Genomic DNA, 13,909 nt, shown 5'->3' on the forward strand with positions numbered 1-13,909 from the left:
GGGACCGGCCGAGCGGCTTATCGGGCAGGTGACCGTCGGCCAGTGTGGCGGCCCGTCGCCTTCACTCCCGACGGAAGGCACGTCGCGCTGATCGCATCGCGAGTCACCACGGGTTCGGACGACGGGTACCGCCCCGAGCGGTGGGGGTGCCGTACGGCGGGGAATGCACAGGTCGCTGTGCCGCCGGATGTTCGACCACAACATCACGCTGCGCGGGGGCATCGCCCCGGTCCGCGCCTGCATACCCCAAACTCCTGCCGGATGCGCTCTGCGGGGCCCTCGATCCGGGGTCCATCTTCGCCGGTGCCGCCCCCCTTGGCCGAGGTGACGGACAGTTATTGGGCGATGGACGACCGGTCGGCGCTGAAAGTGCACATCACCGTCAGAGAGCGGGGGCCGGCGGTACGGGCGTGGTTGCTCCCGTGCCGCGTGGCGCCCTTGTGATGTCAGGCGGCGCGCTTCACGTGGCGGACCAGCCACATCAGCAGGGCGTCCAGGTCGGCGGCGGCCGAGAGGACCCGGTCGACCGCCTCTGGGGTGTGCAGCCACTGCTCGCAGCCGAGGGGACGGGCGGCGATCAGCGAACGGTGGCGCAGCAGGTTCGTACGGGAGTGGTCCGTCGGATAGCCGCGCGGGGGGCGTTTCATCACGTCCCCCGAGATGTCGTAGCCCTTCTTCCGCACGTCCTCGACAATCGCGGACAGTTCGCGGCCGCTCCCCTCGGAGGCCACGGCTTTGCGGAACATGTCCACCTGGCCGGGATCGGGGTACCACCAGGCGCCCTGGATCCGCAGGCCGTCCAGGGAGAACCGGAGACCGATCTCGATCTTGCGGCCGAGCCGGATCACCGCGCCCTGGTGTTGCCACCACCAGGAGTCGGTGCGGTAGTGCCAGACGGAGAAGTCCTCGTACCGGGGGTCGGTGTCTGCGACCTCGTTGAGCAGGGCGATCATCGGCTGCCGGACCAGGCGTTCGCGGTCCGCGCGGTAGCGCTCGCGGGTCGCGTGAGTCGGTTCGCCCTGGAGCTGCCACAACACGTCCATGGCCTGTTCCGGCCAGCCGGTGAACTGTCCGCGCATGCGCGGAGGATAGCTCACCCGTGATCCGCGCGCGCCGAGAGTGAGACGGGCAGGGAGGCGTCTCCGTGGTCGTCACGGCGGCGCCGGTGGTGGGCCTTGGCATCGGGTGAGGCCGTGATGTAGGCGAAGGCCCGAAGGTAGCCGGCGTGGTTGAGGCGATTGTTTGTCACCCACCTGCGGGTGGCAGTTGATTTGTTCCCGGAGGCCCTGGTGATGGGAGAGGCACCTGCGTATGACTTCAGGCCGCGAGCGTCCGCGAAGCGGGTCTTGTCGTCTCCGATCTCGGCGAGCACACGGGCGCCGAGCTGCACGCCGGGAACGGGGAAGCTGAGGATGATCTCAGCGTCCGGGTGTCGGGGGAAGGCGTCTTCGACCGCCTCGGTGAGCTCGTCGGCGGCGGTGCAGGCGCGCTGCACCGCCGCGATGGTGTCCTTGGCGATGCGCTCCCAGCGGCGGACAGGTCGAGGATGATCCGCCTTACGAGGCCACACCGAAATCATCCTGTACCGGCTCGGCTTCGCCACGGCAGGCTCAGGAAGAGCAGCCGTCGACCACCCGTTCTCCAGCTCTCTCGCAGCGGTTCGGACGTCCAGTTGCTGTTGGCGGACGGCCGATTCGGCGGCAGTGACGTGGCCAATCGGGGCTTTGGCGAGTGGTTCCCGGGAGCGGTGCAGGAACGCCTGCCCGAACAGCCGACCCGCCGCAGGAAGGCACTCCCCGGTGCGAAATACTCTCCCGATGAGTTCACGCACTTCCCCGATCAGCCAGCCGATCACGATACGGAGGGCCGTCGCGCGGGATACCAAACGACTCACGCGTCTCGTGCGTGGCTCAGGCGCCTACGAGGGTAAGTACGCATCCGCAGTGGCGGGCTACCGGGTCGGTCCAGATTACATAGAAGCCCACCGCGCTTTTGTGGCCGTGGGCGCCGACGAGCACGGAGGCCGGATCCTCGGGTTCTACTCGCTCGTCCTTGCTCCACCGGAGCTCGACCTGCTGTTCGTTGCCGACGACGCGCAAGGACGTGGTATTGGACGGCTACTCGTCGCACACATGCAGTCCGAGGCCCGTGCCGCCGGGCTCGACCATGTCAAGGTCGTGTCGCATCTTCCCGCCGAGGACTTCTACCACCGCGTCGGTGCGGTGCGGACCGGGACCGCGTTTGCGAACCCGCCCGCAGTGCCGTGGGACCGTCCCACATTCGAGTTTCGCATTCCTTCGGAATGACGCGGTGCCGGTTGGCGGGGCAGCGGCTTCGCCTGCATGGTGGCCGGCATGCAGGAGCCGCTGGACGCCGCGCGCTCCGTGTGTGCCGTCGTCTTTGCCCTGGCGGAGGGATCGTCTGCGCCAGCGGCCTCCCCTGACGACTCCCTCGCCTCCGGCACTCCCAGAGCCGTCGAAATCGCGTACACCTCGGCTCGCTCCACACGATCGAGGTCGGCGGCGTAAATACGTAGGTCGCACAACCTGATCTGCGAGACGAAGCGGCCCCCTCGCCCCCTGGAGCTTGGCCGACGGCGTCGGTGCGGCCCGCGGTGGAGCGCTTCGGCGGGGGGCCGGACAGCAGTACTGCGCAAGCGAGGCAGGTGTTGGCCGCTCGGTCGCGCTCACCGGACTGCCGCCAGTGCTGCCAGCAGGTTCTTCCTGTCCTGCTGGACCGATGCGGACGCGCGGTGCAGCCGAGCAGCAAGCTCCCGGCCGGACAGATGGATGTAACGCATGGTGGTCGCCAAGTCTCGGTGGCCGGCGTACTGGGCGATCTGGTCGATGGGCCAGTCGGCGCGGGCCAGATCGGTCAGCCTCAGATGCCGCAAGGTGTGAGTGGACAGCCCTGCGGCACCGGCCCTGCGGGCGATGCCTTTGACGGTCTTTGACCAGGTGGAAGGCCCCAGCGGCTTGCCGTAGTTGGGGTTGGAGGCGGAGCGGAAGAGCGGTCCGTCGATACGGCCAAACATGCCGCGTCGTTCGTTGAGATAGGCCAAGAACAGCTGAGACGAGGTGACGCCGAAGGCGACTTCCCTGGCTCGCTGGAACTTGGTCGTCTCTGCCCGCAGATGGATCAGGCGGTGCGCGTGCTCGAAGTCCCCGCCATCGAGTTGGACCAACTCCTCTCGGTGCAAGGCGCCGTCATAGGCGAGCGTGACCATGAGCCGGTTGCGTAGTGACTGCTCGGCGCACGCAAAGAGGATCCGCTGCCAGACGTCCTCGTTGGGGATCCACGGTGCCTGCTCGAGGCGCCGCACGAGCCCTGCCGAGGAGGGCGGCCACGGCGGCTCGACTGCCCTCGACGTTCGGGATTCCGTTCGCGCAGCCCGTCTTCCACCAGCTACTCGTAGAAGGACCGTACGGCCACCACACGTTGCTGGACGGTCGCGTTCGCCAGTCCCGTCTCCGGATGCAGCGGCGCCTTCGTTGATCGCTGGCGGGGACGGTCGAGCAGGTCCCCGATCCAGGCGGCAACCGTGTCCGCACCGGCCAGTATGGGAGCAGGTCCGGGTCATGGTCTCGACCAACTGGGTCGACTACGGTGACCTCTACTCCTCGGACATGGGCGCCATCATCGTCAAGAAGGACCTTGCGCTTGGCAATCTTCGAGGGACCTTGTCGGCGCTTACGGATTCAACGTCAGCGACGGGCCCGAGCACACCGATGTGCACTCCTTCGGCTACCGGGCCGACGGTTACAACCGTCCTGACGCCGACTTCAATGACGGCGAGTGCATGATGTACTGCCGGGGCAACACCGTGGACGGCGGACCCTGGGATCTGCTGGACGATCGACCGGGGATGAACTCCGACATGGGCCACGGCTCCAGCGGCGGTCCGCCGGCGCGTTCGAGAGCGCCCGCGGGACGGCGCCGGAACCGTCGGACGGCGCAGGAACGTCTTCCGCCACTCGATCTGCCCGAAAAGAGCGGGGCCCAGTCTCACTGGGCCCCGCTCTCTCCTGCTTGCGGTCACCAGTACATGACCGACGCGTTCGCAGAACCCCACGTGGAGTACATCCGGACGCGCAGGACATACCGGCGCCCCTTGAAGAGTTTGACCTCGAAGCGGCCGTTGCGGTCCTGGCCGCTGTCGTCCTCGCCGGTGACGTAGCGCAGGTTCTCGTCATCGGCCTGCTCAAAGAGGACCATCTTCACGTCGGCGTCTCCGAAGGTGCCGAACTGATACTTCTGGCTCTTCTCCGGGATGACCTCGTAGTCGGTCTGTTCTCCTGAGGCGAGGGCAAGGACCGACGACTCGAACGGCTTCAGCTCGTCCATGTGAGGGGCCAGCGGCGGATACCACGAGCGCACGTACTCCTTGTCCTGCTCAGACAGTTTGAGCGGAGAAGGAATGCCGTTCCGGTATTCCTCCGGCCGATTGATCAGACCGGGTCCGAAGCCGTATTCCATGATGGACTGCACGTCCCAGTGCGAACCGGTCACCTGGTCCGTGGAGAGTTTGCGGATGATGTTGTTGTAGGTCGTCTCATGGGGCCAGAAATTGGGCGGGCCTGCCATGTAGTTGTAGACGTTGTCCACGTTCCAGTCGATGCCGGCGAACGGATTCTGGTGCTCATGGCAGAAGCCGATCGCATGCCCTGTCTCGTGCCGGACCGTGGCCTTGCCGTAGGGCGAGGTCGGGTCCCATCCGAAGTTCATCGTGGCCTCTTCGACGCCGATGCCGAGACAGTCCGTGCCGACGTATGACCAGGATCCGTCATCGGCAAAGGTGATCCGGATCTCCGATTCCGCAGGGTTGTCCTCGGGGCGGAACTTCAGTCCGATGCCAAGGCCTTCCCACTCCTCGAAACCGTTGTGGACCTCGGTCAACCACGCTTTTGCCACGCCGTCGTCGGCACCGTTGAGGAAGCTGTACCGCAGCTGGGTGCCGTTCACCCACTTCGAGTGATTGGCCAGTATCGCCCTGGTCCGCGGAAGGCTGAGGTCCGAGGGCAGTGGGGGGATTCTCTCCGGGGGCTGGGCGCAGTACCGCAGAGCTTCCTTTTCCTGTTGAGCGGTCATGGTGATGCTCCTGGCTTCGTGCCCGTGACTTCGTGCTCGTGGCGGGCTCAGATGTCCACGTTCACGCCACCGGGATAGGCGTACTGGTCGTGCGGACGCATCGTCACCGTCTTCCACGCTCCGGTCGAGCCGATCTGAAGGCAGGAGTCGAACGGGTACAGATAGGTGTAGACGGGCCCGTAGCGGCCCTCCCACTTGTAGCCGTCGTCGGACTCGGCGTACCAGTAGAAGAACTGCCGATTGTTGGGTGCGAGGAGGATTCGCTCGTAGGGCTTGATGCGCCACCAGCCCATGGTCCGGTAGTTTCCGTACTGCCCGCATCTCTGCGGGTCCCAGTACATCCCCACCACCTGGATCGTCGAGGAATGACTGTTGCGGAAGTACGGCATGATCATGCTCCTCGCTGCCGAGACGCCTCTATGTGCTCGCGCCACCGCTCTACGAGAGTGGTCTGCGGCACTTCTTCCGCCGACACGACGGGAGGTGGCTGTGCCGCCGCGACATCGGCGTCACCGGCCGCCTGCACCTCGGCCTCATGGAGCGTCGAGTCGAGCCCACTCCTGACGTCCTCTTCCGGTGCCTCCTGGAGCAGTTCGACAGCAGGCTCGAAACTCTGGAGCGGTGCTGGGACACCCGTCGGTTGATTGTTGGACATAGCGAATCACCCCATCGCTTTCTACTGATGGCGGGATTCCCAGGACATGCCTGGGCGGAGAGCGATTGACCGTTGAAGGGCCGTGCTTGGTCTCGCTTATGATCTTGGAGTGCTCGACGGGTGATTGCCGACTATAGTCGGCGAATCCCGGCCGAACCGATGCCCCTGCATTCGATGCTGCGCCAGCTTTGGCCGTCGTGCATCTCGGGAACCGCCTTCACCGCAGTGACGTTCACCGGTTGACGGCTGAACGGACCAGGCAAGTTGCCTGCCGTGAACCAGAACTCCTCGTGGACCGCAGTGAAGGCACCTTGGGCGCGGGCTTAAGGCGGGCGATGCCGGCCGACTTCCCCGCCTGGGATCGCGTCTACGCACACGCGGCGCTGGGGCGCGAAGGGTCTGTTGGGAGAGTTGCCTGATCGGTTGCGCGGCCTGGTGCGTGAGGACGCCGGCCCTGCCCTGGAGCCGACAGCGGCGATCGTCGACTCGCAGTCGGTGCGCGCCGTGGCCACGGTCCCGGCCTCCTCACGCGGCTACGACGCGGGCAAGAAGGTGCCGGGACGCAAGCGCCACATCGTCGTCGACTGCGTCGGTCTGCTCCCGGCCGTGATGGTCACCGCGGCCAACGTGACCGACCGGGACGCCGCGATGCCGCTGCTGGAGAGCGTGCGGGCCCGATACCGAAAGATCGTCCTGGTGTGGGCGGACGGCGGTTATGCGGGCCGCTTGGTCACGTGAGTGAAGCAGCAACTGCGGCGGGCAGTCCGGGTCGTCAAGCGCAGCGACGATGCGTCGGGCTTCGTGGTGTTGCCGGTGCTGCGTGGAGCGGATGTTCGCCTGGCTGTTCCGCTCGCGCCGGCTGGTCCGCGACTACGAGACGCTGCCCGTCGTCCACGAGCAGATGGTGCTGTGGTCGATTCATGGAGTAGGGGCCGCGCTCCCGGCCAGGGCGCGGCCCGTCGCCTCACAGGGTCCGCAACGGCTACACCCAGCCGCGTTGAGAAGCCCGCATCCCCAGCTGGAACCGGCTCGCCGCCCCCAGCCGCTCCTGCAGTTCGCTCACCCGCCGCCGCAGGGTTCGCAGACTCACACCCAGATGACGAGCCACCGCCTCGTCCTTCATGCCGGCCGCCAGCAGCCGGGTCAACGTCCTCTCGCTCTCGGAGAGTTCACTGTCGTCGGCCGCCTGGCCCAGCGGAGTCGCCTGCTGCCAGGCCAGCTCGAAGAGCTTCTGCAGGGCCTCGGTCACCGCCGAGTGCCACACCACGACGGCACAGTAGCCGCCGGCCGAGGAGGCGGTCAGCGGCAGCAGCGCCCGGCATCCGTCGACCACCAGCAGCTTCAGCGGCACGGTCGGCAACACCCGGGCCTGCTCGCCGAGTTCGACCATCCTCAAGGCGCGGGACAGGGACTTCGGATCCTCCAGGCCGGTCGCCGCGTAGATCCCGCGAGAGACGATTCCGCGGCTGAGCAGATCGGCCTGGAGATCCACCTGCGGAGCGGCCGGGGCGAGATACGGCGGCGTGTCGAAAAGGCACACCTCGTGCTCCGCGCGCGCATACATCTCCTCCAGGCGGGCCGCGATGGCGCCCTCGCCGGAGGCCACCTCGACCAGCCGGGAGGGCTCCTCGCGCAGCAGCCCCGCCTCGTACGCGGTCGCCATCTCCTCGGCGGTGGCGGCCAGCAGCTCGGACTCCGTCTCGCGCCGCCGGATCAGCGCGCGGATCGCCACCCGGGGGTCGACTGCCCGTAACCCGCCCATGGAGTCCGGTGGTTGCAGCAGCCCGAACCTGAGGAGCCTGTTGCAGGCCTCGCGGACGCGGGCCGGGGAGGCACCGGTCAGCAGCGCCCAGCCGGCCGCGCCGGCGTCGGGCTGGTTGAGGATGGCCTGGTACAACAGCTCGTCGAACGCGGAGACCCCCACCGCGGCCCAGGGGCTCGCGGCGGGGGTCTCCCTAGCCGTGTCGTGTGCCGTGTTCACCATGGCCCGGCACGGTAGACGATCTTTGTTAAGAATTTCCGCAACGTTTGGCGGCGGTCGTCTACCTTTGATCTTGGCCAGTGCTCCGGCCTTCAGGGTGGATGGTGACGGCCATCTCAAAATGGGGGTGACCCGCACCGGAGTACGGGTCTGCACTGTTGACCTCAGCTCACGGGGTGTTTCTGCCGCTCGATGTACTGCTGTACGACGGTCAGGGGCGCCCCGCCGCAGCTTCCGGCGAAGTAGGAGCCGGACCAGAAGTGGCCGCCCCACAGGTGCTGGCGTACGTGCGCGTCGTACTCCTTGCGCAGCAGGCGGGCGGAGACGCCTTTGAGGGAGTTGACCAGCTTGGAGAGCTGGACTTTCGGCGGGTAGTGCACGAGCAGGTGGACGTGGTCCTCTTCCCCGTTGAACTGTTTGAGGTCGGCCTCGAAGTCCGTGCAGACCTCTCGCATGATCTCTTCGCAGCGTGTCAGCATGGCGTCCGTCATGGCCTTGCGCCGGTACTTGGTGACGAACACCAAGTGGACGTGCAGGTGGTGGACGACGTGACGGCCGGTGCGTACGTCAGGGTTGGGATTCCAGCGTGGTGACATAAACCAACAGCGTATAGTGATCGTCATGAGTGAACTCGGTCTGGTGAAGCGGCAGTTCGGGTACCGCGCCCGACTGGCGCTCAGCCCCGCCGAGATCCGCATCCTCGATGACCAGGCGCACGCGGCCCGCACCCTGTGGAACTGCCTCCACTCCTGGTGGACGATGACACCGAAGAGCGACACGAAGCTGTCTCTCGCCGATGCGGCGATCCGGCAGGCCCGCAAGGACCTCGATTACCTCGCCGCCCTTCCCGCTCAGGCCGCGCAGGCCGTCTTGAAGACGTACCACCGGGCGTGGGTGAACTGCTGGGAGGGACGGGCACAGGAGCCCAGCTACAAGGGCCGCTTCCGCACGGTGATGTCCGTGGACATTCCGCAGGGCCGCGACCTGAACATCACGCGGGTGCACCGCCGGTGGGGCGTGGTCAACCTTCCCAAGGTGGGCCGGGTCCGTTTCCGCTGGACCAGGGATCTCCCGGTCGGCAAGCGGGCGAACCAGGAGAACCGGATCACCGGCGGCCGGCTGGTCAAGGACGCGTTGGGCTGGCACATCGCCTTCCGCGTCCAGACCCTCGAAGCCGCCCCCGAGCCGCACCAGGGGCCGCAGGTCGGCATCGACGCCGGAGTCAACGTCCCCCTGGCCCTGTCCAACAAGGACCACCAGGACCACGGGCGCCCGCCGCGCCTGCCGAATGGTGACTCCGACCGTGACAAGTGGCTCACCCCGAAGGAGAAGGCCAAGCTCCTCACGCTGGAGCGGCAGGCCGCGCACCGCAAGACGTTCCGCAAACGCGGGGAGAAGACCTCCCGGCGGTTGCAGCACACCTACGACCAGATCAAGCAGCTCCGAGCAAAAGCCACGCGACGAGCCCTCAACTGGCAGCACCAGACGACCACGTATCTCGCCCGCACCTACGGCGTGCTGGTGGTCGAACAGCTCAACATCCTCGGCATGACGAGGAGCCCCGCCCCCCAGCCCGACCCCGAGCAGCAGGGCGCGTTCCTGCGCAACGGGGCCAGGGCGAAGGCCGGACTCAACCGCTCCATCGCCCAGGAGGCATGGGGGCGGACCGTGACGATGCTGACGTACAAGACCGCCCGCTACGGCGGCCGGCTCGTCAAGGCCCCCGCCCCGAACACCTCCCAGCGATGCTCAGCCTGCGGCTGCACCACTCCCGGCAGCCGGGAGAGCCAGGAACTGTTCGCCTGCAAGAACCCCGAGTGCGGCTGGACGGCGAACGCCGACTGGAACGCGGCGAGGAACATCTTGCACCTGTACCGGATCGGCCACGTCATCGTGGAGGTCCCGGCCGCCGGAAGGCGCGGTCGCAGGGCGGGCAAAACCGTCAAACCCGTCGCCGCAAGGTAGACAGGAATCCCCTTCCTGAGCTTGCGAAGGGAGGGGAGAACTTCAATTCAGGCCGAACGCCCGTACGATCGTCTGATCGACCGCATTGCCGTCCCGGTCGGCGGCCCGGATGCGCAGCGACACGAAGCGGGCGCCCTTCTTCGGATGTCCGAGTTCCGCCTCGCCGTGCTTGACCTTCACCTCCTTCCAGGAGGCGCCGTCGTCGTACGAGACCCAGGCCTTCAGGGAACTGGGCGTGATGCCGCCCGACTGGTTCCGGACGGAGAGGCCGAGCTTCGACGTGTGTCCTGCCTCGGCACTGTTGAGGAGGTCGATCCCGGCCACGTCGTAGTCGACCGAGAGCAGCCCGAGCGCCGTCTGCTGGTCCGTGTGCGTCGAGGCGAAGGACCATTCGGTGTGGGTTCCGGTGGAGTACGCCGCCCACTCGGCCGTGCGCTGCGCGTCGAGCACGAGTCGGTACGAGGACTTCGCCGCCGGGACGGTGAAGGTGCCGTAGCCGCCGAGTGTGGTGTCGCCGACCAACTGCCCGTCCGCGTACAGCTTGCCCTTGGCGGTGTCCTGGACGTTGTCCGCGAATCCGTAGTGGTCTGGCGCGGAATCGCTCAACTCCGGTATACGGAAGGTGAGTTTGTCGCCGGTGCGCTGGGAGGGGCCGTACTGCTGAGCGGTCGCCGGGCGGACGACCTGGCCCAGCCAGTCCTCGGCGGGCTGCTTGCCCGCCTTGTCGAAGGTCCGGACGGGACCCCACTGAGGCTGGTTCGCCTGCCAGTTGGGATAGACGGCGTGCCAGATCCGGCTGTCGGAGACGTTGTAGTACTCGGTGCGCTCCGTGCCGAGCTGCACGTTGGTGGTGGTCGCGATGTCGGTCTTCTGCCAGGGTCGGTAGCGGTACACGGCGTCCTTGCCGACATCACCAGCCCGGGACCCGCGGTAGCGAACCGTCTGCTTCGCCGTGTTGGCGCTGTTCAGGTTGTACGTCTGGTTGGTCGAGACGGCTCCGACCTGCGGGAACATCACGTTGTACACATACGGACTGACCGGAGTGCCGGCCAGCTTCAGCTTGACCTTCTTCCCGCTCTTGAGCAGCGTCCCGAGCTTCGCGCCGTCCTCGCCGGTCGCGATCATCAGCGGGATGGTCGTGCTCTTCGCCCAGGCGATCCAGTACCCCGGCGTCTCGCGATAGGCGAGGACGTAACCGGCCCCGGCCGCGGTCGCGTTGGCCAGTGCCTCGTCCGGCGTCCCCTTGGCGCCCACCCGGACGACCGCGACCTTGCCCTTGACGTCGAGTCCCGCGAAGTCGGCTGCGGTTCCGGTGCCCGCGTCCACCGCGCGCACCGTGTGGTCACCGCTGACCTTCACGGGGAGACCGCTGTCGGTCTGCGCGTAGTCAAGGGGCAGCGCGTAATTCTCGGGGCCGGTGATGCTCGCCGTCAGCTCCTTGGCGTACAGACGGAACTTCGGGTCGAACTCGAACATGCCCTGGGTGACCTTCTCGGTGGGCGCCACATAGATGTGGTCGGTCCACCAGCCCTGGCTGTAGATCACCCCGAAGGCGGTGCCCGGGCCTTCCCGGTGCCAGCTGGTGCTGAAGCCCTGGAACTCGGAGTCCTCCTTGGTCTTCGGCTTGATCTCGACCGCCTTGCGGGCGTCGAGGACGACCTCGGTGTCCTTGTCGACCTTGATCTCCGGATCACCGACGACCGAGGTGTTGGCCTCAAGGCCGGCCGCGTCCCGCTGTGAGATCCAGGACGCCGTGGAGTATGTACCGGCCGGCACCTTGAAGGTGTAGGTGCTGCCGATGAATCCGTACGTGTCCGGGTAGGCGCCGTTCAGTTCCTGCAGCACGAAGATCGACGACCAGGTGGTCGGCTTGCCGTCGCGGCCCAGCAGCGACACCTTCAGGTCGTAGGTCTTCGGCAGCTTCTCGAAGCCGATGGCCGTGGTGACGAGGACGCCGTCGGCGCTCGCGGTGATGTGGCCGGTGTACCGGCCCGTCGCCTCCTTCGCCGGGTCGAGCGTGACCGCGACGGTGGCGGTGCCCTTCGCCGGGACGGTGACTGTGTCCGCGTTCGGTGTGGCGTCGCGAAGCGATGAGGACACCTTCAACTCCACCACTTTGTCGGTGGTGTTGGTGTACGTGATGTCCTTGTCGGCGGCCGCGGTGTCGGTCTCCTCGTACTTGCCGAAGCTCAGCGTCGGGGTCGCGAAGACGCCCTGGTTGACGGCTCGTACGGCGTCGACCCGGCCGTCGCCCTGTTCGAAGACTTCGGCGTCCGGCATGGTCTTCGCCGTGGTCGCCAGCGCCTGCTTGATCTGCTGGCCCGTCCAGTCGGGGTGGGCCTGCGCGACCAGCGCCGCGGCGCCCGCGACGTGCGGGGTGGCCATCGACGTACCGCTCGCCGTCGAGTAGTAGTCGTCGACCGGCGTGCTGCCGGCCATGCTGGTGCCCGCGGCACGGGCCGCGGTGATGGCCACGCCGGGCGCGGTGATCTCCGGCTTGACCGCGTAGTCACCGGCGCGCGGACCGCGGCTGGAGAACGAGGCCAGCTTGTCGGACTTGTCCACGGCACCCACTGTCAGCGCGGAGTCGGCGATGCCCGGGGTGCCGATGCTCTGCTCGGACGGCCCGGAGTTGCCCGCCGCGATCACGAAGAGGGTGCCGGTGGAGGCGGACAGCTCGTCGACGGTCTCGCTCAGGATGTCCGAGGGACCGGTGGCGTCACCGCCGAGCGACATCGACACGATCTTCGCGCCGGATTTGGCCGCCCACTCCATACCCGCGATGATCCAGGAGTCCTGGCCCTGGCCGGTGTTGTCGAGCACCTTGCCCACGAAGAGGTCCGCGCCCGGTGCCACGCCCTTGCGCTTGCCGTCCGAGGCCGCGCCCGAGCCGACGATCGTGGACGCCACATGGGTGCCGTGGCCGTGGCCGTCCTGCACGGTCTCGTCGGGTACGAAGCTCTGCGTCTCGGCGATCTTCCCCGCCAGATCCGGGTGTCCGGTGTCCACGCCGGTGTCCAGGACCGCGACATCGACGCCCTTGCCGTCGTAGCCCGACTTCCACACCTCGGGCGCGCCGATCTGCGGCACGCTGACGTCGAGAGACGCCTGTACCTTGCCGTCGAGCCAGATCTTGTCGATGCCGTCGCCGAGCTGCCTTGCGGCCTTGGTGGTCGGTTCGGTGCCGAGCGCGGGGGCGATGTCGCTCCAGAAGGCGGTCGACTTCTTCGCGCTCAGCGCGGCCCCGTCGATCGCGGGCAGCTTGAGCGTCCGGCGAGCGCCCTCGGGAGTCGCGCTGCCGCTCTTGTATGTCGCGATCACCGGGATGGTGCCGGTCTTCGAGTCCCCGTATCCCTGCTTCACCAGCTGGGTGACGTTGAACAGGGCCGGGTCGAGACGGCCCGCCTTCACCAGTGGGATCGCGTCCACGGGCAGGACACTGACCTCGCCGTCGCGCTCGGTCGACAGGAAGGTGGCGGCCGCACGGCCCTTGCCGCGCTCGATCTCGACGGCGGACTTGCCGTCGGGCCCGGTGGTGACCGAAACCGTGTCGCCCGTGATGAGGGTGATGGTCTGGGTGTCGGCGTGTGGTGCCTGTGTGGTGCCCGGCTGGTCGAGCGGAGACGCGGGACCGGCCGCCGCGGGCGTGACCGCCCCGGCGAGCAGCCCGGCAGCTCCTGCCACGGCCCAAAGGGCGTGGAGTCTTCGCATGTGTGGACGTCCTCCCCTGAACGCTGAAACGCCTCCGCCCTCCTGGAGCGAAAGCCAGTACTCAGAGTGAGTGCCGCGCGCAAAGCGACTCAAGGGATTGCTGTGGCCGGGCAGTGCCAATGCCTTTCTCGGCCACGAGGATTGACGGGCGGATAGGGCGTCGGCGGGGCTCGGCCTGTGACGGGGACGCGGTGCGTCGCCGCATCCTCAGGCGCAGCCGGATCACGGCGCGCTGATGGGGCCCGTCGGGCAGATTGGGCGCGGGGGCTGCCGACAACAAACGACGCGCGCCGCCCGCAAGCAACTGCTCGAGGCGAACGCCGGGTTCGCCGAAGTGCACGGGGCGCACGTACCGGTATTGCGCCCGTCCACGTGGCGCCCGGTCCCGATCGTGCCGCTCGCTTGATACCGGGTATTGACGGTGTCTTGGCTGCCGTGCGTTCTGGCGGTCCGTCAAAGGGCAGTTGGGCGCTGGCGACACGAGCGGCGGAAAGATCTAGAGAGGAGCG

10 protein-coding genes and 1 pseudogene are annotated in these 13,909 nt (G+C 67.5%); 3 read left to right on the plus strand and 8 right to left on the minus strand.

The genetic code is table 11. From position 1 onward, the window contains the following. Positions 1–446: 446 nt before the first annotated feature. Both ABZ880_RS26390 and ABZ880_RS26395 read right to left on the minus strand, forming a co-directional pair. On the minus strand, positions 447–1,079 hold the full coding sequence (locus ABZ880_RS26390; RefSeq protein WP_361267264.1) for a DUF2461 family protein: 633 nt from the start codon (positions 1,077–1,079) through the stop codon (positions 447–449). 59 nt (positions 1,080–1,138) lie between these two features. Next, positions 1,139–1,483, minus strand: a pseudogene (locus ABZ880_RS26395) (transposase); the annotation flags it as partial. A gap of 334 nt (positions 1,484–1,817) precedes the next feature. On the opposite strand from ABZ880_RS26395, the gene ABZ880_RS26400 reads away from it, so the two are divergent. Beyond that, a complete protein-coding gene (locus ABZ880_RS26400; protein WP_361267266.1) occupies positions 1,818–2,306 on the plus strand; it encodes a GNAT family N-acetyltransferase in 489 nt (162 codons plus the stop codon). A gap of 380 nt (positions 2,307–2,686) precedes the next feature. Here the strand turns inward: ABZ880_RS26400 and ABZ880_RS26405 are convergent, their stop codons facing one another. The 3 genes from ABZ880_RS26405 to ABZ880_RS26415 all read right to left on the minus strand — a co-directional run bounded on the left by ABZ880_RS26405 (position 2,687) and on the right by ABZ880_RS26415 (position 5,477). Then, a complete protein-coding gene (locus tag ABZ880_RS26405) occupies positions 2,687–3,322 on the minus strand; it encodes a site-specific integrase (RefSeq protein WP_361267267.1) in 636 nt (211 codons plus the stop codon). 713 nt (positions 3,323–4,035) lie between these two features. Beyond that, entirely contained in the window at positions 4,036–5,088 is a 1,053-nt protein-coding gene (locus tag ABZ880_RS26410) for a M12 family metallopeptidase (RefSeq protein ID WP_361267269.1), read from the minus strand. Between the two features lie 47 nt (positions 5,089–5,135). After that, complete coding sequence (locus ABZ880_RS26415) at positions 5,136–5,477, minus strand: hypothetical protein (RefSeq protein ID WP_361267271.1); 342 nt, start codon at positions 5,475–5,477, stop codon at positions 5,136–5,138. Between the two features lie 677 nt (positions 5,478–6,154). On the opposite strand from ABZ880_RS26415, the gene ABZ880_RS26420 reads away from it, so the two are divergent. Then, positions 6,155–6,481: a transposase gene (locus ABZ880_RS26420; RefSeq protein WP_361267272.1), complete on the plus strand. Its 327-nt coding sequence runs from the start codon at positions 6,155–6,157 to the stop codon at positions 6,479–6,481. A 244-nt stretch (positions 6,482–6,725) separates the two neighbouring features. Here the strand turns inward: ABZ880_RS26420 and ABZ880_RS26425 are convergent, their stop codons facing one another. Together ABZ880_RS26425 and tnpA are read right to left on the minus strand one after the other, a co-directional pair. Continuing rightward, positions 6,726–7,727 (minus strand): helix-turn-helix transcriptional regulator, encoded by a 1,002-nt coding sequence (locus ABZ880_RS26425; protein WP_361267274.1) that lies wholly within the window; start codon positions 7,725–7,727, stop codon positions 6,726–6,728. Between the two features lie 161 nt (positions 7,728–7,888). Next, a complete protein-coding gene (gene tnpA / locus ABZ880_RS26430; RefSeq protein ID WP_361267276.1) occupies positions 7,889–8,320 on the minus strand; it encodes an IS200/IS605 family transposase in 432 nt (143 codons plus the stop codon). Positions 8,321–8,345: 25 nt separating this feature from the next. On the opposite strand from tnpA, the gene ABZ880_RS26435 reads away from it, so the two are divergent. Next, entirely contained in the window at positions 8,346–9,689 is a 1,344-nt protein-coding gene (locus ABZ880_RS26435) for a transposase (protein WP_361267278.1), read from the plus strand. Between the two features lie 42 nt (positions 9,690–9,731). Here the strand turns inward: ABZ880_RS26435 and ABZ880_RS26440 are convergent, their stop codons facing one another. Then, complete coding sequence (locus tag ABZ880_RS26440; RefSeq protein WP_361267280.1) at positions 9,732–13,400, minus strand: S8 family serine peptidase; 3,669 nt, start codon at positions 13,398–13,400, stop codon at positions 9,732–9,734. Positions 13,401–13,909 lie beyond the last annotated feature (509 nt).

It is taken from the genome of Streptomyces sp. NPDC047043 (assembly GCF_040644055.1).
In the GTDB taxonomy this organism is placed as follows: domain Bacteria; phylum Actinomycetota; class Actinomycetes; order Streptomycetales; family Streptomycetaceae; genus Streptomyces.

Excerpts from the sequence above, each read along its gene's own strand:
- ABZ880_RS26415 (WP_361267271.1), bottom strand. The coding sequence starts at position 5,477 with ATGCCGTACTTCCGCAACAGTCATTCCTCGACGATCCAGGTGGTGGGG.
- ABZ880_RS26425 (WP_361267274.1), bottom strand. The coding sequence starts at position 7,727 with ATGGTGAACACGGCACACGACACGGCTAGGGAGACCCCCGCCGCGAGC.
- ABZ880_RS26400 (WP_361267266.1), top strand. The coding sequence starts at position 1,818 with ATGAGTTCACGCACTTCCCCGATCAGCCAGCCGATCACGATACGGAGG.
- ABZ880_RS26440 (WP_361267280.1), bottom strand. The coding sequence starts at position 13,400 with ATGCGAAGACTCCACGCCCTTTGGGCCGTGGCAGGAGCTGCCGGGCTG.
- tnpA (WP_361267276.1), bottom strand. The coding sequence starts at position 8,320 with ATGTCACCACGCTGGAATCCCAACCCTGACGTACGCACCGGCCGTCAC.
- ABZ880_RS26435 (WP_361267278.1), top strand. The coding sequence starts at position 8,346 with ATGAGTGAACTCGGTCTGGTGAAGCGGCAGTTCGGGTACCGCGCCCGA.
- ABZ880_RS26410 (WP_361267269.1), bottom strand. The coding sequence starts at position 5,088 with ATGACCGCTCAACAGGAAAAGGAAGCTCTGCGGTACTGCGCCCAGCCC.
- ABZ880_RS26390 (WP_361267264.1), bottom strand. The coding sequence starts at position 1,079 with ATGCGCGGACAGTTCACCGGCTGGCCGGAACAGGCCATGGACGTGTTG.